The following is a 22,322-nucleotide window of genomic DNA, read 5'->3' as shown; positions in this document are numbered from 1 at the left end:
CTCAGCCTGCCATGTCCCGGCGGCGGGCGCTCTCCTCCGGTCCGCCGAGCGACGCGTGTCCCCCGGCGTCGGCGAGCAGGCCCAGCACCGCCCGGGCCACGGTCCGGGGCACCTCCAGCTGGGCCACGTGCCCGACCCCGTCGAGCATCAGCAGCCGGCTGTCCGGGATGACCCGGGCCGCCTGCGGCGCCACCCGCACGTCGACCAGCCGGTCCTGCCGTCCCCCGACCACCAGGGTGGGCGCCCGCACCGACCCGGCCAGCCGCCACAGCGAGCCCGTCCCCGGCAGGTACGAGCGCAGGAAGCTGGAGACCAGGCCGCGGAAGGTCCGGACGTACGCGGCGGCGTAGTGGGCGGCCTCGTAGCGGATCCGGATCTCCTCGACCGCCTCCAGCCGGCGCTGCTCGCTGATCCGGGTCAGGTCGGCGATGCACGCCTCCATCACCTGCTGGGCCATCACCTCGGGGGCGAGCTGGGTCAGCCGCCAGGCGGCCAGCCGCTCGCCGCGGGGGACCGCCAGCAACGGCAGCATCCGCCCCTGCAACGAGCGCCGGAAGTCCAGGAACGGCAGCGCCGGGGAGATCAGGGTCAGGGTGCGGACCAGGTCCGGACGCAGGGCCGCCACCCGGACGGTGACCGCGCCGCCCAGCGAGTTGCCGAACAGGTGCACCGGCCACCGGCCGCTCTGCTCGATCCAGCGGACCACCCGGTCGGCGAAGGCCGGGATCGTGTATCGCCGGCCGGGCTCGCTGCGGCCGAAGCCGGGCAGGTCGATGGCCTGCCCGTCGAGCCGGTCGGCGAGCAGGCCGGCCAGGTCCGTCCAGTTCTGTGCGGACCCGCCGAGGCCGTGCACGTAGAGCGCCGGCTCGGCGTCCGGGCCGGTGGCCGGGGTCTCCCGGACGTAGGTGACCGTGCCGTCGAGCACCACCTCCCGGCCGGGCCAGGGCGGTGGGACGTGATGCACGGGCAGGTGGTGGTCCGGCCAGAGGGAGGCGGGCTTCATGCCCCCAGTCTTCCCCGGAGCCCGGCCGCGCCACACCGGCTCCGGCTCAGGCGAGCAGGGCCTCCAGCCGGCGGTTCACCGCCGCCAGGGTCGCCCGGACCACGGCCTGCCGGGGATCCCCGGCGACCAGGGCCGAGCCGGCCAGCTGCTCCACCCAGCCGTCACAGACCAGCAGCACCACCACGGTGGCCACCTCGCAGTTGCCGAACGGCACCACGGCGGCGTGCTCGACGAAGCACCGCCCCCGCTCCCCCGCCGGCGCGCGGCCGAGCAGCTCGTCCACCGCCGCCGCGGCGGCCACCGCGCAGAGCCGCAGCACGTAGCCGTCGACGGCCGGGCCGGTGGCGTGGCCCTCCGCCGTCCGGTCCCTGGCGATCAGGCGCACCTCCACGGTGGCGTCGAGGCCGAAGGTGCTCACCTGGACGTGGTCGATCACCACCCGGGGCCCGGCCGCGCCGCCCGTGTCCAGCGGTCGCGAGGGGGCGGTCTCGGTGGTGGTCAGATGCCCGCCGGAGTACGACGTGCCGAGTGTCGCCGGGCTGCCGGTGGGCGTACCGGTCGGGGCGGACGCCAGCGACGACTCCTCGACCGCCGCTCGGCCCCGGTGGGTCGCGCTCGGTCGGCGTCGACGCGGCGGCTCGTCGCCCGGCTCCGCGCCGTCGGCGGGTACCTCGGCGAGCCGGCCGCCACGCGCCTCCGGTGCGGCAAAGCGGCTCTCCCCCGCCCGGTTCTCCGCCGGCCGCCCCTCGCCGACCCGCCCCGGGCGGGCCACGGTCGACCCCTCGGCGGACCGGGCCAGATCGGGCGTGGGCGGTCCCTCGTCGGCCGGCCGCGGCTCGGCGGCGCGCGGCGCGGCCGACCGGCGGCGGACCGGGGGCGGCGGCGTGGCCGGCGCGCCAGGCAGGTTCTGCGGGGCGGCGGCCAACCCCATCCGCTCCTGGAGCAGGCGGGCCACCACCCGGCTCACCTCGGCCGGGTCCGCCCCGTCGGCCAGGTCGAGCCGGAGGCTGTGCGCGCCGGCTGGGGTGCGGCGCAGCGCCGCGTCCCGGACGCCGGCGACCTCACGGACGGCGTCGAGGATGGCGTTGACGTCGAAGCCTTCGGGGCGCTCGCGGAGCGGCGCTGGCTCGTCGTCGCGGCGCAGGTGGGTGGCGATGCGGGCGAGCTCCGGGGTCTCGGCGGACGGTTCCACGGCTGGCGGCTCCGGCACGACGGGTACGTCCGGCTCGGCGGGAACGCGCTGCGGCAGCACCACCGGGGCGGGCTCCGCCGCCCGGCGGTCGGCGACCGGCTCGGCCGGCGGCACCGGTTCGGGGGCGGACCGGCGGGCCGCGTAGGGAGGCGCGCTCGTCGGAGCGGGCGTGGGGGTGCGGTCGAAACGGGCCGTCCCGCTCGTCACGGGGGCGGGACCGGCAGCGGTCGGCGGCGCGGCGGGGCTCTCCTCGGCCGCGCTCCGCGGCCGGTACGCCAGGCCGTCGCGCTCCTCGGCCCGCCGGACCCCGCCGGCCGGGGCATACCCGGCGGACGGCGGGGGGTACGCGGCGGGCGAGGCGGGGGCGGGGGTTTCGCGGTGAACCGGCGGGGCGCTGGTCGGGGCGGCGTGCGGCGGAGCGCTGAACGGGGTCACCGGGACGGGCGGCCCGGCCCAGGAGGGGCGCTCGGGGACCTCCCGGGCGGCCGGCTCGGGCACCGGGTGCGGCTCCCCGCTCCGGGGCACCTCGTACGGTCGGGCCGGTTCGGCGCGGGACGGCTCGTACGCCGGGTTCCGCTCGGCGCGCACCGGCTCGTACGGCCGCGCCGGCTCGGCCCGCGGCGGCTCGTAGGCCGGGGACTGCTCGGCTCGCGGCGGGTCATACGCCGGGGCCGGCTCCGCCCGCGGCGGCTCGTACGCCGGAGCCTGCTCGGCTCGCGGCGGCTCGTACGCCAGGGCCGGCTCGGCTCGCGGCGGCTCGTACGCCGGGGGCTGCTCGGCTCGCGGCGGCTCGAACGGCCGCGCCGGCTCGGGCGCCCACTCGACGGCCCGCTCGTCGCGGGCCCGGCGACCGACCGGCCCGTCCTCCCGGCCCGGCACCTGGTTCTCGGCGGCCCGGCGGCCCACCGGCTCGTCCCGGCTCCGGGAGGCGTCGGCCGGGAGCTCGGCCTCGGCGGCGGCGCGACGGCCGACCGGCTCCGGTTCGGCGGCGGCCCGGCGACCGGCGGACCCGTCCTCCCGGGCCCAGGCCGGCGCCCAGCCGGTGCCCAGGCTCGGCCGATTCCAGTTCGGGGCGGCCCACTCCGGTTCCTCGGCCGACGCCGCCCGACGCTCGTCCGCCCGCCCGGTGTGCCGGTCGTCGGCGTCGACCCGCGGCTCCTCGGCCGGAACGCGGCGCTCGTCGGCCGGGCCCGCGTCCCGCTGGGCGGGGGGCGCGGACGACGGGCGGTCGGCCCAGCCCCGGGAGAGCGAAGGCGACTCGTCCGCGAACCGGTCGGCCCAGCCGTGGGAGAGGGACGGGGGCTGCTCGGCGGCGGGCCGGTCGGCGGTGGGGGCGTGGAATCCGGGCGGGACCTCGAAGCCGGAGGCGGCGGCGCCCACCGGCGGCACCTGGAGGGCCGGCGGCGCGGACGACGGGACGCCACCCTCGGCCCACCGGGACGCCCGCCCGGTGGGCGGCTCGTCGGAGGCGTGCCGGGCCGGCCCGGACTCCGCGTCGGCGGTCGGCTGCTCCACCGCGGGCGCCGGCCGCTGGGCCGGTAGGACCAGTCGGTCGTCGTCGGGCTCCCGACGCGGCTCGTCGACGGGCGGGGCACTCACCGGCGCCTGGTGGGTCACGGGCGACTCCTCCCCGGCGTGCGGCACGCCGTTGACGTGTCGGCCGTTGACCCGGGCCGACGGCTCCTCGACGGGCAGCCCCGGCAGCGGGGCCGGAAGATCGCCGTGGCGCGGGGACGAGGCGCCCCAGCCGGTGGTGAGGTCGGACCGGGGCCAGCCGCCGGACGCCTGCGCGCCCCGGGCCCAACCGGTCGCCGGGGGCGCCCACCCGCTGCCGGTGCGGGCCAGGTCGTCCTGTCGACCCGTCCCGTCGCCGTGCTCTCCCGGGGTGGCGGCTCCGGGTTGCCCTGTTTCACTCACCGCGCGCTCCTTGGTCGCCCCCGCTGAGGCTACCGTGTGGTGACAGTGGCGATAAGTTACAGCGGCGGGCCAATTCCGGTCCGGGTTCAGGAGCCCGGACCGGTTCGGGTGATTAAGTGCCGGCTCGTACGAAGAAACTCGGAGGTTCGCATGACCGCTGTGGGGAACGGTGCGCAGACCGCCGGCCGGCCCACCCGCCTGCCCCGCTCGGCCCGGCGCAAGCAGCTGCTCGCGGCCGCCCAGGAGGTGTTCGTCGCACAGGGCTACCACGCCGCCGCGATGGACGACATCGCCGAGCGGGCGGGAGTCTCCAAGCCCGTGCTCTACCAGCACTTCCCGGGCAAGATGGAGCTCTACCTGGCGCTGCTGGACACGCACTGTGACGCCATCGTGGCCAAGGTGCACGACGCGATGCGCAGCACCACCGACAACAAGGAGCGGGTCGGCGCCTCGGTGCGCGCCTACTTCGACTTCGTCGACCACGAGAGCGAAGCGTTCCGGCTGGTCTTCGAGTCGGACCTGCGCAACGACCCGGCCGTCCGGCAGCGGGTGGAGCGGGTCAAGCAGGGCTCCATCGCCGCGATCACCGACACCATCATCTCGGACACCGGCGTGAGCCGGGCGCACGCCGAGCTGCTCGCCTCCGGCCTGGTCGGCACGGCGGAGACGGCCGCCCAGTTCTGGCTGGCGGGCGGCCGGCAGGTGCCCAAGGCGGAGGCCGAGGCGCTGGTCGCGGCCCTCTCCTGGCGGGGCATCGCCAGCTTCCCGCTGCAAGGTGAGTCAGCCTGAACATCGGCCCGTCAGATCGGATAGCCTTCTCACGGCGGCACTTTCGCCCCAGTTGAGGAGGCACAGTGGAGGTCAAGATCGGCGTGCAGTACGCGCCGCGGGAGCTGGTCCTGGAGAGCGCGCAGTCGCCGGCCGAGATCGAGCAGATCGTGACCGACGCCGTCGCCAAGGGTGAGGGCACCCTCTCCCTGACCGACGAGAAGGGCCGGCGGGTCATCGTGCCGGTCGGCAAGGTCGCCTACGTCGAGATCGCGGAGGCCGCGCCCCGCGCGGTCGGGTTCACCGTCCGCTGATTCCCTGCCGGGTCGCCGTGGCGGGGGGCACCCGCCACGGCACCTCAGTTGTTCAGCCCCGCCGCGGTCATCCGGGCGGTGTGTGCGTCGGTCAGCCGGCGGAACAGCGCCGACACGTCGGCCCGGCGGGCGATCAGCGCGGTGAGCGCGCCCCGGTCGGCGGCGGCCACCCGCCCGGCCTGCGAGAGCGCCTCACCGAGCAGCCGTCGGGCCCACATGGAGAGCCGGTTGGCCACCCGGGGGTCGGCCTCGATGGCCGCCCGGATCTCGGCGGCGGCGAACCCGGCGTACCGCGAGTCGTGCAGGACGTCGAGGATGAGCTGACGGTCGGGCCCGTCCAGCCCGTCGGCGATCTCCCGAAGGAAGTCGTCGGTGATCGCGTCCCCCACGTACGCCTTGGTCACCGCCTCCAGCCAGTCCTTCGGCTCGGTCGAGTCGTGGTACGCCTCGAGCGCCTCCGCGTACGGGGTCATGGCCTCGTCGGGTGTCGCGCCGAGGGCGGTGATCCGGTCGGCGATCCACCGGTAGTGCGCGATCTCGGCGGCGGCCATCTCGCAGAGCGCCGCGCGGCGCCGCAGGTCGGGGGCGAGGCGGGCGTCGGCGGCAAGCCGGTCGAAGGCGAGCAGCTCGCCGTACGCCACGAGGCCGAGCAGGTCGGCCACGGCGGGGTCGGGGGCGGACACCAGGGCAGGCTACCGTCCGGATGATCTGTGGTCCAGGTCACACCAATCACCCCCGGACGTCGGGCGGTCACCCGGAATGAGAACTCCCCAGGGGTGGTTCAGGTAGGATGAGACAGTTGCCGTGGGCACCGATGCGGCCAGCGGAGCTGGTCACCGCCGGATCCCCGGCGCGCGTGCGGCCCGGTCCGGCTCGGCGTATCGCCCCCGACCGTGTGGCCCGCGCCATACCGACCGCGCCCTGAGGACATGAGGGGCGTACCACGAGAGGGCACCCCCAAATCCATATGAGCGAGCAGACTCAAGGCCAGGTACTGGCCCCCACCGCTCCGGTCCGTCCGGAGGCTCCCACGTTCGCCGAGCTCGGCGCCCGCCAGGAGACCGTCGAGGCCCTGGCCGCCGCCGGCATCACCCGCGCCTTCGCCATCCAGGAGTACGCGCTGCCGATCGGGCTGCGCGGCGTCGACCTGATCGGCCAGGCGCCGACCGGCACCGGCAAGACCCTCGGCTTCGGCATCCCGCTGCTGGAGCGCGTCTTCGCCCCCGCCGAGGGCGGCGACGGCGTGCCGCAGGCGCTGGTCGTCGTCCCCACCCGCGAGCTGGGCCTCCAGGTCGCCAAGGACCTCGACGCCGCGGGTCGCACCCGGGGCGTCCGGGTGCTGCCGATCTACGGCGGCGTCGCGTACGAGCCGCAGATCGACGCGCTGCGCAAGGGCGTCGAGATCCTGGTCGGCACTCCCGGCCGGCTGCTGGACCTGGCCAAGCAGAAGCACCTCCGGCTCGACCGGGTGCACGCGCTGGTGCTCGACGAGGCCGACCGGATGCTCGACCTGGGCTTCCTGGACGACGTCGAGAAGATCCTGGCGATGCTGCCGGAGGACCGGCAGACCATGCTCTTCTCGGCCACCATGCCGGACCCGATCGTCGCGCTCTCCCGGCGCTTCCTGCGCCGGCCGGTGACCATCCACGCCGGGCACACCGCCGAGACGGGCCCGTCGCCGCAGACGCAGCAGCTGGTCTACCGCACCCACTCGATGAACAAGGTCGAGATCGTGGCGCGCATCCTCCAAGCGGAGGGCCGCGGGCTGACCATGATCTTCACCCGCACCAAGCGGGCCGCCGACCGGGTGGCCGAGGACCTCGACTTCCGCGGTTTCGCGGTCGCCGCCGTCCACGGCGACCTGGGCCAGGGGGCGCGCGAGCGGGCGCTGCGGGCGTTCCGGGCGGGCAAGATCGACATCCTGGTCGCCACCGACGTGGCGGCCCGCGGGCTCGACGTCACCGGCGTCACCCACGTCATCAACTACGACTGCCCCGAGGACCAGGACACCTACACCCACCGGATCGGCCGCACCGGCCGAGCCGGGGCGTCCGGTGTCGCGGTGACCTTCGTCGACTGGGACGACATGCCCCGCTGGCGGATCATCGACAAGACCCTCGGGCTCGACATGCCGGAGCCGCCGGAGACCTACCACACCTCCCCGCACCTCTACACCGACCTGGACATCTCCCGGGACATCAGCGGCACGCTGCCGACCGCCGAGCGCACCCGCGCCGGCCTGTCGGCCGAGGTCGAGGAGGACCTGGGCGGTGGCCGGTCGCGGCGCGGCGAGCGCGGCTCGCGGCGCGGCGAAGGCCGGGGCCGGGAGCGCCGCCATGGTCGCGGGGGCGACACCGGCGCGGCGCCCGAGGGCGAGGCCACCGAGGCGTCCGCCGAGGAAGGCACCCGTACTCCGCGCCACCGCCGGCGCCGCCGGGCCGGCGAGGTGGTCGCCGCCGAGCCGACCGCGGCGATCTCCACCGCGGGTGGCGCGGAGCCGGCCGTCGCGGCCGCCGACGGCGAGTCGGCGCCCAAGCCGCGCCGCCGCCGGCGCCGTCGCGGTGGCGGTGGTTCGGGCACCGGTACGCCGGCCGAGGCGACCGCCGACTGACCCTGCGAGACCCGTGACATCCCCCGTGCCGCCGACGGCGCGGGGGATGTCGTCTCTCCCCGACTCCCTTTGCTCTGCTGCCGCACACGCAACACGGCCTCCCGCTGTTGCGTCCGCGGCAGCAGAGCAAAGGGGGCCACAGGCACTCGGGGACCGCGCCCGGCGGGGCGCACGGCCCAGACACGCACGGCCGGCCCGGCCCGGAGCCGGAGGCCGGGAAGGATGATGGAGCGATGCCGGAACCCCTGGACGCCGCGCTGACCGAGGTGCGGGCGTTGCTGCTCGACCCCGCCCTGACCCGGGCGGTCGCCGCCGGCCGGCAGCGCGGGCAGCGCCCCACGGTGGTCCGGGCCGAGCTGCGCCCGGTCACCCTGAAGGCCGGCCCCCGGCTGCAGATCTCCACCTCGGACGGCGCCCGGCCGTACACCCGGAACGTGGCGCCCGGCGCGGAGGCGGGGGCGGCGGTCGACGCGCTGCTCGCCGAGCCGTTCGGCAACTGGCATGTGGAGACGGCCGACACCACGCTCCAGCTCCGGGTGACCAAGTCCGGCGAGGCGCAGGTGCACCGGGCGGCGGCGACCCGCCCCGCTCCGGAGCCGGGCGGGCACGACCGGGCCAAGGACTGGCTGCTCGACCCGGGCGACCCGCTCTTCGCCGAGATCGGCGGCTCGGCGGCCAAGCGCCGCCAGGTCGACGCGTTCCTGCGGGCGCTGTCGGCCACCCTGCCGGAGGACCTGACCGGGCCGTTGCGCGTGGTCGACCTGGGCTGCGGCAACGCGTACCTGACCTTCGCGGCGTACCGGTTCCTCACCCGACGCGGGTTGGACGTCGAGCTGGTCGGGGTGGACGTCCGGGAGGACCAGCGCGAGCGCAACACCGCGCTGGCCGAGCGGCTGGGCTGGGCCGACCGGGTGCGCTTCGTGGCCGGCACCATCGCCGACGCGGTGGTCGAGCCGGCCCCCGACCTGGTGCTGGCGCTGCACGCCTGCGACACCGCGACCGACGAGGCGCTGGCCCGCGCCGTCCGGTGGGAAGCCCGGTGGGTGCTCGCCGCCCCGTGCTGCCACCACGACCTGGCGGCCCAACTGCGGGCCCGGCCCACGCCCGCGCCGTACGAGCTGCTCACCCGGCAGGGGATCCTGCGCGAGCGGTTCGCCGACGTGCTGACCGACGCGCTGCGGGCCGGCCTGCTCCGGCTGCACGGCTATCGGGCCGAGGTGGTGGAGTTCGTCGACTCGCGACACACCCCGCGGAACCTGCTGATCCGGGCCCGGCGGACCGGGAGCGCGCCGACCGACGACCAGCGCGCCGAATATCGGGAGCTGGTCGGCCAGTGGGGCATCACGCCCCGGCTGTCGACGCTGCTCGGCGCGGCGGACTAGCGGCGCCGGGGCCGGTCCCGCCGGTCGTGGCCGGGCACCCCGTCGCCGAGGCGCTCGCCGTCGCCCGACGCGGTCGGGAACGGCACCACCTTGGCCGGCTGCCCGGCGTTGCCGGCGGCCGTGAACGCGTTCCATGAGATGTCGACCAGCAGCCGCCTGAGTTCCGCGTGCCGGACGGCGGCGTTGTGCTGCAGCGCCACCCGTACGCCGAGCGCCACCCCGACCAGCGTGAAGGTCACGGAGCAGGCCGCCGCGAGCACGTGCGCCCCGGTCGCCTGCTCGCCGGTGAGCACCAACACCAGCAGCCAGCTCCAGCCGACCAGGGCGAAGAGACCGGCCTTGGCCACGAAGAAGAGGCTGACCGGCCCGGGACGGTACGACACCGGACGGCTCGACTCGGACATGCTGCTCCTCGGCGCTGCGACGGCGGTCCACCCACTCTAATTGATGATGGACAATCAATGAGTCCCGCCCAGGGGACCTTCCGACCGATCAGTCAGTTGTTTCCGCGTGCCGCCGTACTACCCTCGATGGCGCACAGTCGGGTGCTCCGGCGGAAAGGGAAGACCCCACGGATGGGTTCCGCAGAGGTTTCGCCGCAGATGGCCTTCGCGCGCTTCGTACGGCGCGCAATCGACGATGCCCGCGAGGAACGCGGCTGGACGGTGACCGACCTGGCCACGCACACCGGCGTGGGCCGCTCCACCGTGTTCCGCTGGCTGGCCGGCGACTGGCAGGACTACCCCGAGCTGGCCAAGGTGCGCGGCTTCTGCGCGGCCCTCGACCTGCCGGTGGCGGCCGCGTTCCGCGCGCTCGGGCTGCCCGACGCCGGCCCGGTCCCCCGCCGCCGCGGCGAGGACGGCCCGGTGGAGGCGGACGTCCGGGTGATCCTGGAACGGCTGGCCGACCCGAGTGTGCCCGCGGAGGAGAAGCACCACATCCGCGACCTGCTCCGCTACCTGGCCCGCCGCCCGGTCCGCCGGGCCGGCTGACGGCTCACCCGACCGTCAGGCTGAACGCGGCGGTGCGCACCACGCCGCCCACCTGGAAGTCCAGGAACATCCGGTATCGACCCGGCCCGGGCGCGGTCATCCAGAACGTCACGCTGCCCGGCTCGGCCTGCGGCCCCGGGTGCACGTGCAGGTAGCCGAGGTCCCCCTCACGCAGCGCGACCAGGTGGCCGTACGAGCCGAGATAGGGCTCCAGGGCGGCGGCCGCGCCACCGGTCCGGACGGTGAACCGCACCGGCACCGTCTCCCCAGCCTTCGGCGTGCCCTCGTAGCCGACGGTGAACCCGTCGACCGTGGTCGAGGTGGCCGGCGCCGGCAGGGGCCGGGGCGCGTACGGGCCGGGCGCGGCCAGGTCGGCGCCGAGCGTGACGGCGGTCTGCCGGCCGTCGTCGGCCACGGCGGTGAAGTCGGCGTACATCCGCCACGCGCCGGCCTGCGGCAGGGTCAGCGGCACCGACCAGGTGCCGTCGGCGGCCATGGTCGGGTGCAGGTGCTGGAAGCCGGTGAGGTCGCGGCGCACCACGATCAGGTGCATCGGCTTGTCGTGCACGACGGCGAAGCGGGTGACCGGCCGCCGCTGCTCGTCCCGGATCTGGAACCGCAGCTCCCCGGCCCGGCCGACCGGGAACTCCACGGTCGACGGGGCCAGCGTGTAACCGCCCGAGCTGATCGAGAGGCCGGCCGCGTCCGCGCCCCCCGCCTGGGTGACGTCGGCCCCGTCGTGTGAGTGCGCGCCGGTGCCCGGGGCGTGGGTGTGCCCGGCGGTCACCGGGGCGGTGCCCGGGGCGGCGGTGGGCGGCGGGTTCAGCCGGCCCAGGCCGAAGCCGAGCAGCACGGCGAGCACCAGCCCGCCCACCACGAGAGCGAGCCGCAGCGTGCTCTGATCCACCCCGGCCGGCTCGGCCGGGCCGGCCGGTGGCGCCGCGGCGGCGGACACCTCCACGGCGGGCGGCGACTCAGGCAATGCCGCCCGCCAGTTCGTAGCCCGCCTCGTCGACGGCGGCCCGGACGGACTCGATCGGCAGCGCCTCGCTGCTGGTCACCGTGGCCGTGCCGGCGGCCAGGTCGATCCGCACCTCGTCGACGCCGGGCAGGGCGGAGAGTTCGGCGGTCACCGCCCGCACGCAGTGCTCGCAGGTCATCCCGGTGACGGCGTACGTCTGGACGACGGATCGCTGCTCGGTCATGCCACCACGGTACCGGCGACCGGAGTGCCGGCCCGCGGACGGTCCGTGACGGTGGCGGCGCTCGCACTCCGGCCGGGCGGGGAACTTTTCCCGGCCACCCGACGACAACTTCAGCTCGGCGCGTCTGACGCCGCGCCGCGACCTGAAGCCGTCGACGACAACTTCAGCTCGGCGCGTCTGACGCCGCGCCGCGACCTGAAGCCGTCGACGACAACTTCAGCCGGCGACGGCGAGGGCCAGGGGCAGCACGTTCGGGGCGCCGGCCCGGCGGAGCAGCCGCGCCACCATGGTCATCGTCCAGCCCGAGTCGACCAGGTCGTCGACGAGCAGCACCGGTCCGTCCAGCCCGGCCAGGGCGTCGGCCAGGTCACCGGGCACGGTGAGGGCGTCGTGCAGGGCGCGTACCCGCTGGGCGCTGTTGCCGCGCGGCCCGCCGCCCGCCGGCGGACCGGTCGGCACGACCCGGCCGAGCAGCGGCAGCCGGCCCACCGCGGCGATCCGCTCGGCGAGCGAGCCGACCAGCACCGGACGGGCGCGGGATCCGACGGCGACCACGCCGACCGGGCGGCGCGGCCAGGGATCGTCGCCGTGCGCCCACGCCTTCAGCACCTCGACCACCGCCGCCGCCACGTCGTCGGGCACCGGGCCGTCCGCCGCGTCCGGCCCGACCAGGCCACGCAGCCGCCCGCCCCAGCCCAGGTCGGAGAGGCGTCCCACGGCCCGCCCGGGCAGCGCCTGCTCCGCCGGGGGGATGCGCCCCTTCAGGGGTACGCCGACCGCCTCCAGGCCGGTCGGCCAGAGCTTCTTCGGGGCGATCTCCACGCCGGGGCGGCCGAGGAAGGTCTGCGCGGCGGTGAGCGCGGCGGCGGAGACCTCGGGAGTAAACAGCGGGCCGGCGCAGGTGTCGCAGCGGCCGCAGTCGCCGGCACCGGCGTCGTCCAGGCACTCCCGCAGGTAGCGCATCCGGCAGCCGGGCGTGGCCGCGTACTCCCGCATGGCCTGCTGCTCGGCGGTGCGCGCCTGGGCGACGCGGCGCAACCGGGCCTCGTCGTAGACCCAGGGCTCGCCGGTGGCGAGCCACCCGCCGCGCACCCGACGGACCGCGCCGTCGACGTCGAGCACCTTGAGCATCAGCTCCAGCCGAGCCCGGCGCAGGTCGACCACCGGTTCGAGGGCCTGGGTGGAGATCGGCCGCTCGGTGTCCAGCGCGGCCAGTACCGCCCGGACCTGCTCCTCCGGCGGGAAGGCGAGCGAGGCGAAGTAGCGCCAGATCGCGGCGTCCTCCACGCCGGGCAGGAGCAGCACCTCGGCGTGCTCGACGGCCCGGCCGGCACGACCGACCTGCTGGTAGTAGGCGATCGGGGACGGTGGTGCGCCGAGGTGCACCACGAAGCCGAGGTCGGGCTTGTCGAAGCCCATGCCGAGTGCGCTGGTGGCGACCAGCGCCTTGATCTTGTTGTCGAGCAGGTCCTGCTCGGCCGCGCGCCGGTCCGCGTCCTCGGCCTGCCCGGTGTACGCGGCCACCGACCAGCCCCGCGAGCGCAGGAGCTCCGCCGTCTCGCCGGCCGCCGCCACGGTCAGCGTGTAGATGATCCCGGAGCCGGGGAGCGCGTCCAGGTGGTCGGCCAGCCAGGCCAGCCGGTGCGCCGGGCTGGGCAGGTCGAGCACGCCGAGCCGCAGCGACTCCCGGTCGAGGGTGCCGCGCAGCACCAGCGCATCGCCCAGCTGCTCGGCCACGTCCTGGGTCACCCGGGCGTTGGCGGTGGCCGTGGTGGCCAGCACCGGGGTGCGCTCCGGCAGGTTGCCGAGGAAGGTACGCAGCCGGCGGTAGTCCGGCCGGAAGTCGTGCCCCCAGTCGGAGACGCAGTGCGCCTCGTCCACCACCAGCAGCCCGGTGGTGGCGGCCAGCTTGGGCAGCACGCCGTCCCGGAAGTCCGGGTTGTTGAGGCGTTCCGGGCTGATCAGCAGCACGTCCACCGCCCCCGCGTGGATCTCGGCGGTGATCTCGTCCCACTCGTCCAGGTTGGCCGAGTTGATGGTGCGGGCCCGGATCCCGGCCCGGGCCGCCGACTCGACCTGGTTACGCATCAGCGCCAGCAGCGGCGAGACGATCACCGTGGGCCCGTGCTCCCCACCCTCCCGCAGCAGCGCCGTGGCGACGAAGTAGACCGCCGACTTGCCCCACCCGGTGCGCTGCACGCAGAGCACCCGGCGCCGGTCCACCACCAGCGCCTCGATGGCCCGCCACTGGTCCTCGCGGAGCCGGGCGTGGTCACCCGCCAGCCGCCGCAGCACCGCCTCGGCCCGCTCCCGTACGGCCACCCGATCCTGGCTCATCCGGCATTTCTACCAGGCAACCGGGCCACGCCCGGGATCAGCAGGTCCGGGTGGGGGCGGCGGGGGTGGCAGGAAGAGCAGCAGGTCCCGGAGCGGTTCGGTCGCCGCGACCGGCAGCCGGCAGCGCCCGCCCAGCTCCTCCAGCGACCCGTACGGGCCGCGTGCCCACCGGTCGACGGCGATCTGGCGGCGCTGCTCCCCGGTCAGTCCGGGCAGCCCGGCCAGCACCTGGTCCGGCACGGCGTTCACGTCGACCAGACCGCCGTCGTCGAAGGTGCGTAGCAGGTCGGGCCGGCCGATACGCAGTTCGTGCCGGGCGGCCGGATAGTGCTGGAGCAGGTGGCGGGCCTGTTCCCGGCGGACCCGCCGCTCCTCGGCGGCACGCTGCTCGCCGGACCCGAACGCCCGGGCGAGCGCCGATTTCAGGAACGGGTTGAGCAGCAGCACGTGGACGCTCCCCACCGCCCAGCAGATCCCGACCACGATGACGAAGTAGAGGGTCTCGCCGTCGGCCGGGGCGTCCTCGTCCACCGGCCCGGACCGGACAGCGAGGACGAACAGGCTGGCGACCAGCAGGAAGTAGCCGAACCCGGCCACCGCGAGCCGCCAACTGCGCCGCCACAACGCGTAGCCGAGGACCACCGCCCAGGTGAGCGCGCCGAACGACAGCAGCGCGGCCGCCGTGCCAACGACCGTCGCGGTGGCCGGGACCCATCGGGGCGACTGCCGCTCCGCAGGAGCGGCGAACGGCGGGGGCATCCCGACCAGGAGGGCCGGCGAAATCGCACCGCCCGGCACGGCCGGGCCGACCGGTCCCGGCGGAACCAGCGCCGCCGGGTCAGCCCGCTGCACCGGGACGAAGCGCCCGGGCTGGGCGACCGGCGGCGGTGGGACGGCCGACCCGGGCGGCGCGGCCGGCTCCGGCGGGACGCCCGACCTGGGTGAGGCGGGCAGCAGGTCCTCCGCCGGCGGCCCGCCGCTCGGCTCCGGAGCGACGGCGGCGGTGTCCGCCCGAGAGGTGGGGACGGTCGCGGGCTGGTGGGCGTCCACCACGATCAGCGCCGGGTCCGAGCGGAGCATCCGCCCGTGCAGCGCCTGGAGCGCCTCGCCCGGCTCGATGCCGTACTCCTCGCGGAGCAGCCCGGCGAACTCCCGGTACGCGGCCAACGCCTCGGCCTGCCGACCGCTGCGGTAGAGCGCCAGCATGAGCTGGTGCCGCAGCCGCTCCCGGACCGGGAACTCGGCCACCAGCTCGACCAGCTCGCCCACCAGCTCGCGGTGCCGCCCGCTCTCCAGCGCCAGCTCCGCGCGGGTCTCCAGGGCGACGGCGCGCAGCTCCACCAGCCGGTGCCGGGCGCTGTCGAAGTACGGCCCGGCGAACCCGGTGAACGGCTCGCCCTGCCACTGTTCCAGGGCGCCGGTCAGCTCGGCCAGCGCCTCGTCGGTGCGGCCCTCGGCGTGCCGCTGCCGGGCCCGGTGCACGCCGCGCTCGAAGCGGACCGCGTCGACCGCCTCCGGCGGGATCCGCAGCAGGTATCCGGCGTCGGTGAGGGTCAGCACCTGCCCGGGCGTACGCGGGGACCGGTCGGGTTCGAGCACCCGGCGCAGCCCGGCCACGTACTTCTGCACGACGTTGGGGCCGTTCGCAGGCGGCTCCTCCGGCCAGACCGCGTCGACGATCTGCCCGGTGGGCACCGGCCGGCCGGCGGAGAGCAGCAGCACGGCGAGCACCGCGCGCTGCTTGCCGGGGCCGAGGTCGAGCGGGCGGTCGGCGTACCAGGCCCGCTGGGGACCGAGGAGCGCGAATCGCAGCGGCGCAGGCGGCGGGCTCATGCCGCACCACCGGCCGGCACCTTCGGTCCTGACATGCGAGTTTCCGCTCCTGACAACCCCGGCGGGCCGGACGGCAGTGCCCGGCAGCCGGACCGCAGCATATCGGCAGCCGAACCGCCGTGGCGGCTCGCTAGCATCGTCGCCGGCAGATGCCAGGCGAATGAGAAAGAGAAATGCGATGACACAGGCAACGGGCAGCGTCGGAACCGTCCGACGGACGATGGGCACGGTCACGGCCATGTTGGCCGCCACCACCCTGCTCGGCGGTTGCGGGTCGAAGAGCGACCCGGCCGCCGCGCCGAGCACCAGCTCGGCCGCCAGCCCGACCGCCGAGCCGAGGCAGGCGCTCCTCGACGCCGTCCCGGACGAGACCGACGGCGCCTTCCAGTTCAGCGGCAAGGACGCCTCCAGTGACCTGCGCGGGCGGATCGACCCGGCGGCGAAGGCGTTCGAGATGAACATGGCGATGGCCCCGGACAAGGACGGCGTCACCGTGAAGATGTCGTTCCTGGTCGTCGAGGAGAAGATCTGGATGAAGGCGAAGTTCAGCGGGCAGCCGGGCCTGCCGAAGTTGCCGGACAAGTGGCTGGCGCTGGACCGGGCCAAGCTCAACGACGGCGACGGGGTGCCCAGTTACGACGGCGCGGACCAGGGCAACGCCGGCCCGCTGATCGAGGCGGCCACCTCCGTCGCGCAGGAGGGCCCCGGGAAGTACACCGGGTTCATCGACGTGACCGGCGGCGAGGCGGCCAAGGCGCTGGAGGACGGGGAGGCGGCGGCGCTCGGCGAGGCCGGCAAGCACGTGCCGTTCACCGCGCTGGTCGGGTCGGACGGGCACCTCTCCTCGCTGGTGCTCGAGATGCCGGCCGCCGGCAAGCGGAAGGCGTACCGGTACGTGGTGAACTACACCGGCTTCGGCAGCACCTCGAAGATCACCGCCCCGACCGGGAGCGCGGCGACCAAGGCGCCGGCGCTGGCGTACGAGATCCTGAACGGCTGACCCTGCGACGGTGAGGGACGGCGGCCACACGGGGGGCCGCCGTCCCGGTGTAAGGAGGGGTCCCTTGTTAACGCCTGGCGTTAACAAGGGACCCCTCCTTACTTCTCAGCGGCCGAGGACCGAGCCGCCGTTGACGCCGAGGACCTGGCCGGTGACGTAGCCGGCGTCGGGGCCGACCAGGTAGCGGACGGCGGCCGCGATGTCGTCGGGCACACCCGCCCGACCGACCAGGGTGGCGCCGACCCGCTTGGTGTGCCCCTCCAGGGTCATCCGGTCGCCGAAGAACTCGGTCTCGGCGACGTAGCCGGGGCTGACCACGTTGACCGTGATCTGCTCGGGTCCGAGCTGGCTGGCCAGGTCGTACGCCCAGCCGTGCAGCGCCGCCTTCGCCGCCGAGTACGGCCCGGCCCCGCCGCGCTGGGCGGCGATCGAGCTGATCAGGAGCACCCGGCCGCCGGGGCGGCGCAGGGCGGGCAGCAGCGCCTCGGTGAGCAGCACGGCGGTGAGCACGTTGGCGTCGAGGTTGGCCCGCCACCACGCCGCCACGTCGGCCAGGGTGTCGGTCGGCCCGCCCAGGTAGCCGCCGGCGTTGTTCACCACCGCGTCGACGGTCCGCTCCCCGATTGCCTCGACGACCCCGGCGAGCTGCGCCGGGTCGGTGAGGTCGGCGGTCACCGCGCTGACCGCCTCGGGCCGCCCGCACTCCGCCCCGATCCGTTCCGCGGTGCCGAGCAGCACGTCCGCCCGCCGCCCCACGATCAGCACGTCGTACCCGTCGCTGACCAGCCCTCGCGCGACGGCGGCCCCGATCCCGGTCCCGCCCCCGCTGACCACTGCCAACCGCTCCCCCATGGCCCACCCCTCGCGCCGTTGATCAAGAAGTTTGCGTCATCCTACGGCCGAATCGTGACGCAAACTTCTTGGTCAACAGGCGGGAAAGCGTCGGGTCAGCGGCGACGGAGGGCGGTGCGGAGCGGGGACAGGCGGGAGCGGAGGCTGGCCAGGCCGCCGGGGAAGAAGTACACCGCCAGGATGAAGACGGTGCCGAGGACGAAGAGCGGCTGGGACAGCGGGTGGCTGAGCACCGCGGGCAGGTTGTCCACCGCGGCGCTGCTGCCGAACGCGGTGAGGCGGTGGTCCAGGTACATGTAGAGGATGCCGCCGAGCACCGGACCCCACCGGGTGCCCGGGCCGCCGAGCACCACCATGACCAGCAGCGACAGGGTCAGCTCCGACGAGGTCACGTGCGGCGAGGCGCCGCCCACGATCAGGCAGTAGACCGCGCCGCCGCCGGTCGCCAGGCCGCCGGCCAGGGTGAACGCGACCAGCTTGAACCGGTACGGGTCGAGCCCGAGCACCCCGATCCGCCGCTCGTCGTCGCGCAGCCCGGCCAGCACCCGCCCGGTCGGCGAGCCGCTCAGCCGGTGCACCACGAAGACCACCAGGGCCAGGTACGCCAGCGCCAGCCAGTACAGGTTCACCGTGTTGGCGACCCCGACCAGGGCCGACGGCAGCCCGGACACGTCCAGCGGCAGTCCCTCCTCGCCGCCGGTGAGCCCGCCGAAGTCCCGGGCCACCAGGATCGCCCCGACCTGGGCGAAGGCGAGCGTCACCATGGCGAACGCGATCCCGACCGTGCGCAGCGCCACCGCGCCGAGCAGCGCGGCGAGGATCGTCCCCCCGGTGACGGTGAGCAGCGCGGCCTGCCACAGCGGCAGCCCGGCCCGGGTGACCAGCACGTCGGTGCCGTACACGCCGGCGGCGAAGTAGAGGGCGTGCCCGAAGGAGAGCATCCCGGTCCGCCCGAACAGCAGGTCGTACCCGGCGGCGAGGCCGCCGAACACCAGGCAGATCGCGAGCAGTTGCAGGGTGCCGGGCGAGTTCAGCGGCCCATCGAAGACGCCCGGCAGGTTCAGCGTCGAGTACGGCACGATCGCCGCCACCAGGAGCGCGACCAGCGGCGCGTACGGGCGCAGCCCGTGCCAGCGGGAGTGACCGGGGGTCAGCTCGTCGGGCACCGCCGCTGGCGGTGCCGGAACCTCGGGGCTCTTCACCTCGGTCATGCGTGAGCCACCTTTCCGGCCAGGCCCTGCGGACGCAGCAGCAGCACCACGGCGAGCAGGCCCACGACGCAGAGGTCGCCCAGCCCGGAGGTGCCGTAGTAGTTGACGAACTGTTGCAGCAGCCCCACCGCGACCGCCGCGTACGCGGACCCGACCACCGAGCCCATGCCGCCGATCACCACCACGATGAACGCGAAGATCAGCAACGAGCCGCCCTGCCCGGGCGAGACGGTGCCGAAGTAGACGCCGCCGAGCGCGCCGGCCAGCGCCGCGGCCGCCCCACCGATCGCGAAGACCAGGGTGAACGCCTTCCGCACGTCGATGCCGAGCGCGGTCACCATCTCCCGGTTCTCCACCCCGGCCCGGATGATCAGGCCGTACCGGGTGAAACGGAGGAAGGCGAGCAGCCCGCCGAGCACCAGCACCGCGGCCACGATCAGCAGCAGCCCCGCGTTCGGCACGTTGGCGCCGAGCACCGAGGTGACGTCGCGGGTCCACGCGGGCCGCGGGAACGGCCGCGGGTCGGCGCCCCAGGTGGCCTGGAGCAGCGCCACCCCGGCCAGCGACAGGCCGACGGTGACCAGCACCTGTTCGATGGTGCGGGAGTAGAGCGGCCGGATCAGCACCAGCTCGACCAGCACCGCGACGAGGGCCCCGGCGAGCACGCCGAAGGCGACCGCCACCACGAACCCGAACCCGTCCGAGCCGGCCCCGGGCAGGTTGCCCGCCGCCCACCAGGTCGCGTACGCCCCGACGCCGAGGAAGAGGCCGTGCGCGAAGTTGAGCACGTCGGCCAGGCCGAAGACCAGGGAGAGGCCGGAGGCGACCAGGAAGTAGAGCGCGGCCAGGCCGAGCCCGGTCAGGGTCAGCAGGATCACCGTGCTCACGCCATGCCATCCTTCGTTCGCGACTGCGGGGCTCGCAAACCCGGCTCACTCCTCGCGCTCACCGGCACCTCGCCGGAGCCGACGCCCAGCAGGGACTTGGTCAGCGCGGTCTCCAGCAGCAGGTCCTGGGCGTTCCCGGTCCAGGCCACCTGGCCGGCGGAGAGCACCACCGCGTCCGTCGCCAGCCGCCGCACCACGGCCAGGTTCTGCTCGACCAGCAGCACCGGCACGGACTCGGCCACCCGTTCCAGCACCTCGGCCACCTCGGTCACCACCTTCGGCGCCAACCCCTTGGTCGGCTCGTCGACCAGCAGCAGCCGGTTGTCGTTGAGCAGCACCCGGCCGATGGCGAGCATCTGCTGCTGCCCGCCGGAGAGCGAACCGGCCCGTTGCCGTCCGCGCCGGTCCAGCTCCGGGAAGAGCGCGAAGACCTTGTCGTACGCCGGGGTGGTGCCCCGCCGTTCGGCGAGCCGCAGGTTCTCTGCGACGCTGAGCCCGGCGAAGACGCAGCGGTCCTCCGGCACATAGCCGAGGCCGCCGCGGACCAGCCGGTGGGTGGGGCGGGCCAGCAGGCTCTGCGCGCCCATCCGGATGGCGCCGCGCACCTCGCCGTTGCGCGGGGTCAGGCCGACGATCGCGCGCAGGGTGGTGGTCTTGCCGACGCCGTTGCGGCCGAGCAGCACGGTCACCCCGGTCGGCGCGACCTCGAACGACACCCCCTGGAGGATGTGCAGCCCGGCGATCCGCACCGACAGGTTCTCGACCGAGAGGATCGGTTCGGTCACAGCGACTCCCCCAGGTAGGCCTCCTGGACGGTGGCGTTGGCCATCACCGTGTCCGGGGTGTCGCAGGCCAACAGCGCGCCGTGGTGCATCACGGCGATCCGGTCGGCGAGTTCCAGGATCACGTCCATGTGGTGTTCCACCATGAGCACCGACCGGCCGGTGTCGCCGGTCAGCGACTTGATGACGCTGACCAGCTCGGGGACGTCCTCGGCGCTGACCCCGGCCATCGGTTCGTCGAGCAGCATCACCCGGGGTTCCCCGGCGAGCAGCAGGGCGATCTCCAGCTTCCGCTTCTCGCCGTGGGCCAGGGTGCCGGCCAGCGCCGTACCCCGGTGGGCGAGGCCGACCCGGTCGAGCGCCGCGTCGGCGGCGGCGACCACCTCCCGGTCGGCCGCCGCCCGCCGCCACAGCTTCATCGAGCCACCCCGGTGCGCCTGTACGGCGAGCCGGACGTTCTCCCGCACCGTCAGCGACCCGAAGACCGAGGACGCCTGGAAGGTACGTCCCAGCCCGAGCCGGGCCCGCCGGTGCGGGGGCAGGGCGGTGACGTCCTCCCCGTCCAGCAGGACCCGGCCGTCGGTGGGCCGGCGCAGGCCGGTGATCAGGTTGAACAGCGAGGTCTTGCCGGCGCCGTTGGGCCCGATCACGCCGAGGAACTCCCCGGGCGCGAGATCGAGGTAGACGCCGTCGACGATGGCGACCTCACCGATTCGCCAGGTCAGACCACGGGTGGCGAGCACAGATCAGCCCTTCATCTGGGTGACCGGCGGGGCCGTCTCCTCGCCGGTCAGGGTCTTCTCGGCGGCCGCCGTGAACGCGGTGCCGCTGCCCGTCAGCTTGGCCTGGTACATCGGCTGGAGCAGCGCGTGGTCCTCGGCGCGGATGGTCATCTTGCCCTTGACGCCGTCGAACTGCCAGCCCTCCAGCGCCTTGACCATCTTGTCGACGTCGTCGCCGCCCTCCTGCACGGCGCGCACCACCATCTGGGCGGCGGCGAAGCCGTCCGGGTGGAACAGGTCGAGCGTGCCGACCTTGGCCTTCAGCGCCTTGGCCGCCTCGGTGTCGCTGGCGCCGTCGAAGTAGTGCGACAGGAAGGAGATCTTGCTACCGGCCGCGCCGAACGTCGGCCAGGAGGCGCGGATGTCCAGACCGGTGACGACCGTGGTGGAGGCGAGCACGCCCTGCTGGTCGAGGGTCTGCCACATCGCCGGGGCAGTGGTGCCGGCCCAGGCGACGAAGAGCAGATCCGGCTTGGCGGCCTTGATCTGGCTGGCGAACGGGGTGAACTCGGTGGCGCTGGCCGGCGCCCGCACGCTGCTCACGGTCGCGCCGGCGCCGCCGATGACCGCCTTGACCGCGGCCTCGTTCGCGTCGCCGAACGCGCCCTGCTGGGCGAAGACCACGACCTTCTTGCCCTTGGCGTCGCCGATGAAGGACTTGGCGGTCACCACGTCCTGGTACGACTGCCGGCCCGAGCGGAAGGTGTACTTGTTCGCGCCGGTCACCCCGTCGGTGGCGGCCGGGCCGGAGATGAACAGGACCTTGTTCTGCGCGGCGATCGGGGCCACCTGGAGGGCCACGCCGGAGGCGGTGGAGCCGGCGATGATCTTCGTGCCCTTGCCGATCAGGTCCTTGGCCGCGGAGACCGCCTTCGCCGGGTCACCCGCGTCGTCGACCTCGGTCAGCTCGATCTTCCGGTCGCCGACCTTGCCGGTGCCCTTGGTGGCGTAGTCGAGGCCCGCCTTGAAGCCGTCGATGTACTGCTTGCCGTAGCTGGCCAGCGGGCCGGACTGGGAGTAGACCAGGCCGACCTTGACCGGTGCGGCGTCGCCGCCGCCGGAGGCGGTGTCCTGCGGGCTGCCACAGGCGGTGGCGGCGAGCGCGGCCGCCATCATCGTGGCGGCGGAAAGGAACACCCGTCGCGTGTGCCGGATCGTCATTGCGACTCCAGGTGGGGACAGGGGAATGTCAGTTGTCGGCTCACGCTAGAAGTGACGTCACCCACGGGCTATGTGGCCGAAACACACAAGTGA

General features: G+C 75.0%; 20 protein-coding genes. 6 read left to right on the top strand and 14 right to left on the bottom strand.

What is annotated here, in order from left to right:
• Position 1: 1 nt before the first annotated feature.
• Entirely contained in the window at positions 2-1,003 is a 1,002-nt protein-coding gene (locus tag Q2K19_RS14355) for an alpha/beta fold hydrolase (RefSeq protein WP_302771400.1), read from the bottom strand.
• A 46-nt stretch (positions 1,004-1,049) separates the two neighbouring features.
• Positions 1,050-4,112, bottom strand: a complete 3,063-nt coding sequence (locus Q2K19_RS14350; RefSeq protein WP_302771398.1) for a hypothetical protein — start codon at positions 4,110-4,112, stop codon at positions 1,050-1,052.
• A gap of 150 nt (positions 4,113-4,262) precedes the next feature.
• Here Q2K19_RS14350 and Q2K19_RS14345 point away from each other — a divergent pair, with 150 nt between their 5' ends.
• Both Q2K19_RS14345 and Q2K19_RS14340 read left to right on the top strand, forming a co-directional pair.
• Entirely contained in the window at positions 4,263-4,901 is a 639-nt protein-coding gene (locus Q2K19_RS14345; RefSeq protein WP_302771396.1) for a TetR/AcrR family transcriptional regulator, read from the top strand.
• A gap of 65 nt (positions 4,902-4,966) precedes the next feature.
• A complete protein-coding gene (locus Q2K19_RS14340; protein ID WP_302771394.1) occupies positions 4,967-5,194 on the top strand; it encodes a DUF3107 domain-containing protein in 228 nt (75 codons plus the stop codon).
• A gap of 44 nt (positions 5,195-5,238) precedes the next feature.
• Here the strand turns inward: Q2K19_RS14340 and Q2K19_RS14335 are convergent, their stop codons facing one another.
• Positions 5,239-5,877: a ferritin-like fold-containing protein gene (locus tag Q2K19_RS14335; RefSeq protein WP_302771392.1), complete on the bottom strand. Its 639-nt coding sequence runs from the start codon at positions 5,875-5,877 to the stop codon at positions 5,239-5,241.
• Between the two features lie 284 nt (positions 5,878-6,161).
• Between Q2K19_RS14335 and Q2K19_RS14330 the strand changes: the two genes are divergently transcribed.
• Complete coding sequence (locus Q2K19_RS14330) at positions 6,162-7,805, top strand: DEAD/DEAH box helicase (RefSeq protein WP_302771390.1); 1,644 nt, start codon at positions 6,162-6,164, stop codon at positions 7,803-7,805.
• A gap of 233 nt (positions 7,806-8,038) precedes the next feature.
• Positions 8,039-9,187 carry a class I SAM-dependent methyltransferase gene (locus tag Q2K19_RS14325; RefSeq protein WP_302771388.1) on the top strand — a complete coding sequence of 383 codons (1,149 nt, stop codon included), beginning with the start codon at positions 8,039-8,041 and terminating at the stop codon, positions 9,185-9,187.
• Here the strand turns inward: Q2K19_RS14325 and Q2K19_RS14320 are convergent.
• A complete protein-coding gene (locus tag Q2K19_RS14320; RefSeq protein WP_302771387.1) occupies positions 9,184-9,591 on the bottom strand; it encodes a hypothetical protein in 408 nt (135 codons plus the stop codon). The two genes, Q2K19_RS14325 and Q2K19_RS14320, sit on opposite strands and share 4 nt — an antisense overlap.
• Before the next feature lie 171 nt (positions 9,592-9,762).
• On the opposite strand from Q2K19_RS14320, the gene Q2K19_RS14315 reads away from it, so the two are divergent.
• On the top strand, positions 9,763-10,179 hold the full coding sequence (locus Q2K19_RS14315) for a helix-turn-helix domain-containing protein (protein WP_302771386.1): 417 nt from the start codon (positions 9,763-9,765) through the stop codon (positions 10,177-10,179).
• A 4-nt stretch (positions 10,180-10,183) separates the two neighbouring features.
• On the opposite strand, the gene Q2K19_RS14310 is transcribed toward Q2K19_RS14315, so the two are convergent.
• From Q2K19_RS14310 to Q2K19_RS14295, 4 genes are all read right to left on the bottom strand, one after another.
• Positions 10,184-11,140 (bottom strand): hypothetical protein, encoded by a 957-nt coding sequence (locus tag Q2K19_RS14310; protein WP_458329371.1) that lies wholly within the window; start codon positions 11,138-11,140, stop codon positions 10,184-10,186.
• Between the two features lie 13 nt (positions 11,141-11,153).
• Positions 11,154-11,384, bottom strand: coding sequence for a heavy-metal-associated domain-containing protein (locus tag Q2K19_RS14305; protein ID WP_302771384.1), 231 nt, complete (start codon positions 11,382-11,384; stop codon positions 11,154-11,156).
• A gap of 216 nt (positions 11,385-11,600) precedes the next feature.
• Complete coding sequence (locus Q2K19_RS14300; RefSeq protein ID WP_302771382.1) at positions 11,601-13,721, bottom strand: RecQ family ATP-dependent DNA helicase; 2,121 nt, start codon at positions 13,719-13,721, stop codon at positions 11,601-11,603.
• Positions 13,722-13,730: 9 nt separating this feature from the next.
• Positions 13,731-15,554, bottom strand: a complete 1,824-nt coding sequence (locus Q2K19_RS14295) for an AfsR/SARP family transcriptional regulator (protein WP_302771381.1) — start codon at positions 15,552-15,554, stop codon at positions 13,731-13,733.
• A gap of 220 nt (positions 15,555-15,774) precedes the next feature.
• On the opposite strand from Q2K19_RS14295, the gene Q2K19_RS14290 reads away from it, so the two are divergent.
• Positions 15,775-16,554 carry a hypothetical protein gene (locus tag Q2K19_RS14290; protein WP_302771379.1) on the top strand — a complete coding sequence of 260 codons (780 nt, stop codon included), beginning with the start codon at positions 15,775-15,777 and terminating at the stop codon, positions 16,552-16,554.
• Positions 16,555-16,659: 105 nt separating this feature from the next.
• Here Q2K19_RS14290 and Q2K19_RS14285 read toward each other — a convergent pair whose 3' ends face one another.
• The 6 genes from Q2K19_RS14285 to Q2K19_RS14260 form a co-directional block, all read right to left on the bottom strand.
• Positions 16,660-17,406 (bottom strand): SDR family NAD(P)-dependent oxidoreductase, encoded by a 747-nt coding sequence (locus Q2K19_RS14285; RefSeq protein ID WP_302771377.1) that lies wholly within the window; start codon positions 17,404-17,406, stop codon positions 16,660-16,662.
• A 95-nt stretch (positions 17,407-17,501) separates the two neighbouring features.
• The gene (locus Q2K19_RS14280) at positions 17,502-18,617 is read right to left on the bottom strand and encodes a branched-chain amino acid ABC transporter permease (protein WP_302771376.1); all 1,116 of its coding nucleotides are present in this window, start codon (positions 18,615-18,617) and stop codon (positions 17,502-17,504) included.
• Positions 18,614-19,504 carry a branched-chain amino acid ABC transporter permease gene (locus Q2K19_RS14275; RefSeq protein WP_302771374.1) on the bottom strand — a complete coding sequence of 297 codons (891 nt, stop codon included), beginning with the start codon at positions 19,502-19,504 and terminating at the stop codon, positions 18,614-18,616. Before Q2K19_RS14275 ends, Q2K19_RS14280 begins: the two co-directional genes overlap by 4 nt.
• Positions 19,501-20,289 (bottom strand): ABC transporter ATP-binding protein, encoded by a 789-nt coding sequence (locus Q2K19_RS14270; RefSeq protein WP_302771372.1) that lies wholly within the window; start codon positions 20,287-20,289, stop codon positions 19,501-19,503. The genes Q2K19_RS14275 and Q2K19_RS14270 overlap by 4 nt, the downstream gene beginning before the upstream one ends.
• Complete coding sequence (locus Q2K19_RS14265) at positions 20,286-21,029, bottom strand: ABC transporter ATP-binding protein (protein WP_302771370.1); 744 nt, start codon at positions 21,027-21,029, stop codon at positions 20,286-20,288. Before Q2K19_RS14265 ends, Q2K19_RS14270 begins: the two co-directional genes overlap by 4 nt.
• Before the next feature lie 3 nt (positions 21,030-21,032).
• The gene (locus Q2K19_RS14260) at positions 21,033-22,229 is read right to left on the bottom strand and encodes a substrate-binding domain-containing protein (protein WP_302771369.1); all 1,197 of its coding nucleotides are present in this window, start codon (positions 22,227-22,229) and stop codon (positions 21,033-21,035) included.
• Positions 22,230-22,322: the final 93 nt, after the last annotated feature.

Source organism: Micromonospora sp. NBRC 110009 (genome assembly GCF_030518795.1).
GTDB lineage: Bacteria > Actinomycetota > Actinomycetes > Mycobacteriales > Micromonosporaceae > Micromonospora.
This window is presented reverse-complemented; position numbering and strand designations above follow the sequence as displayed.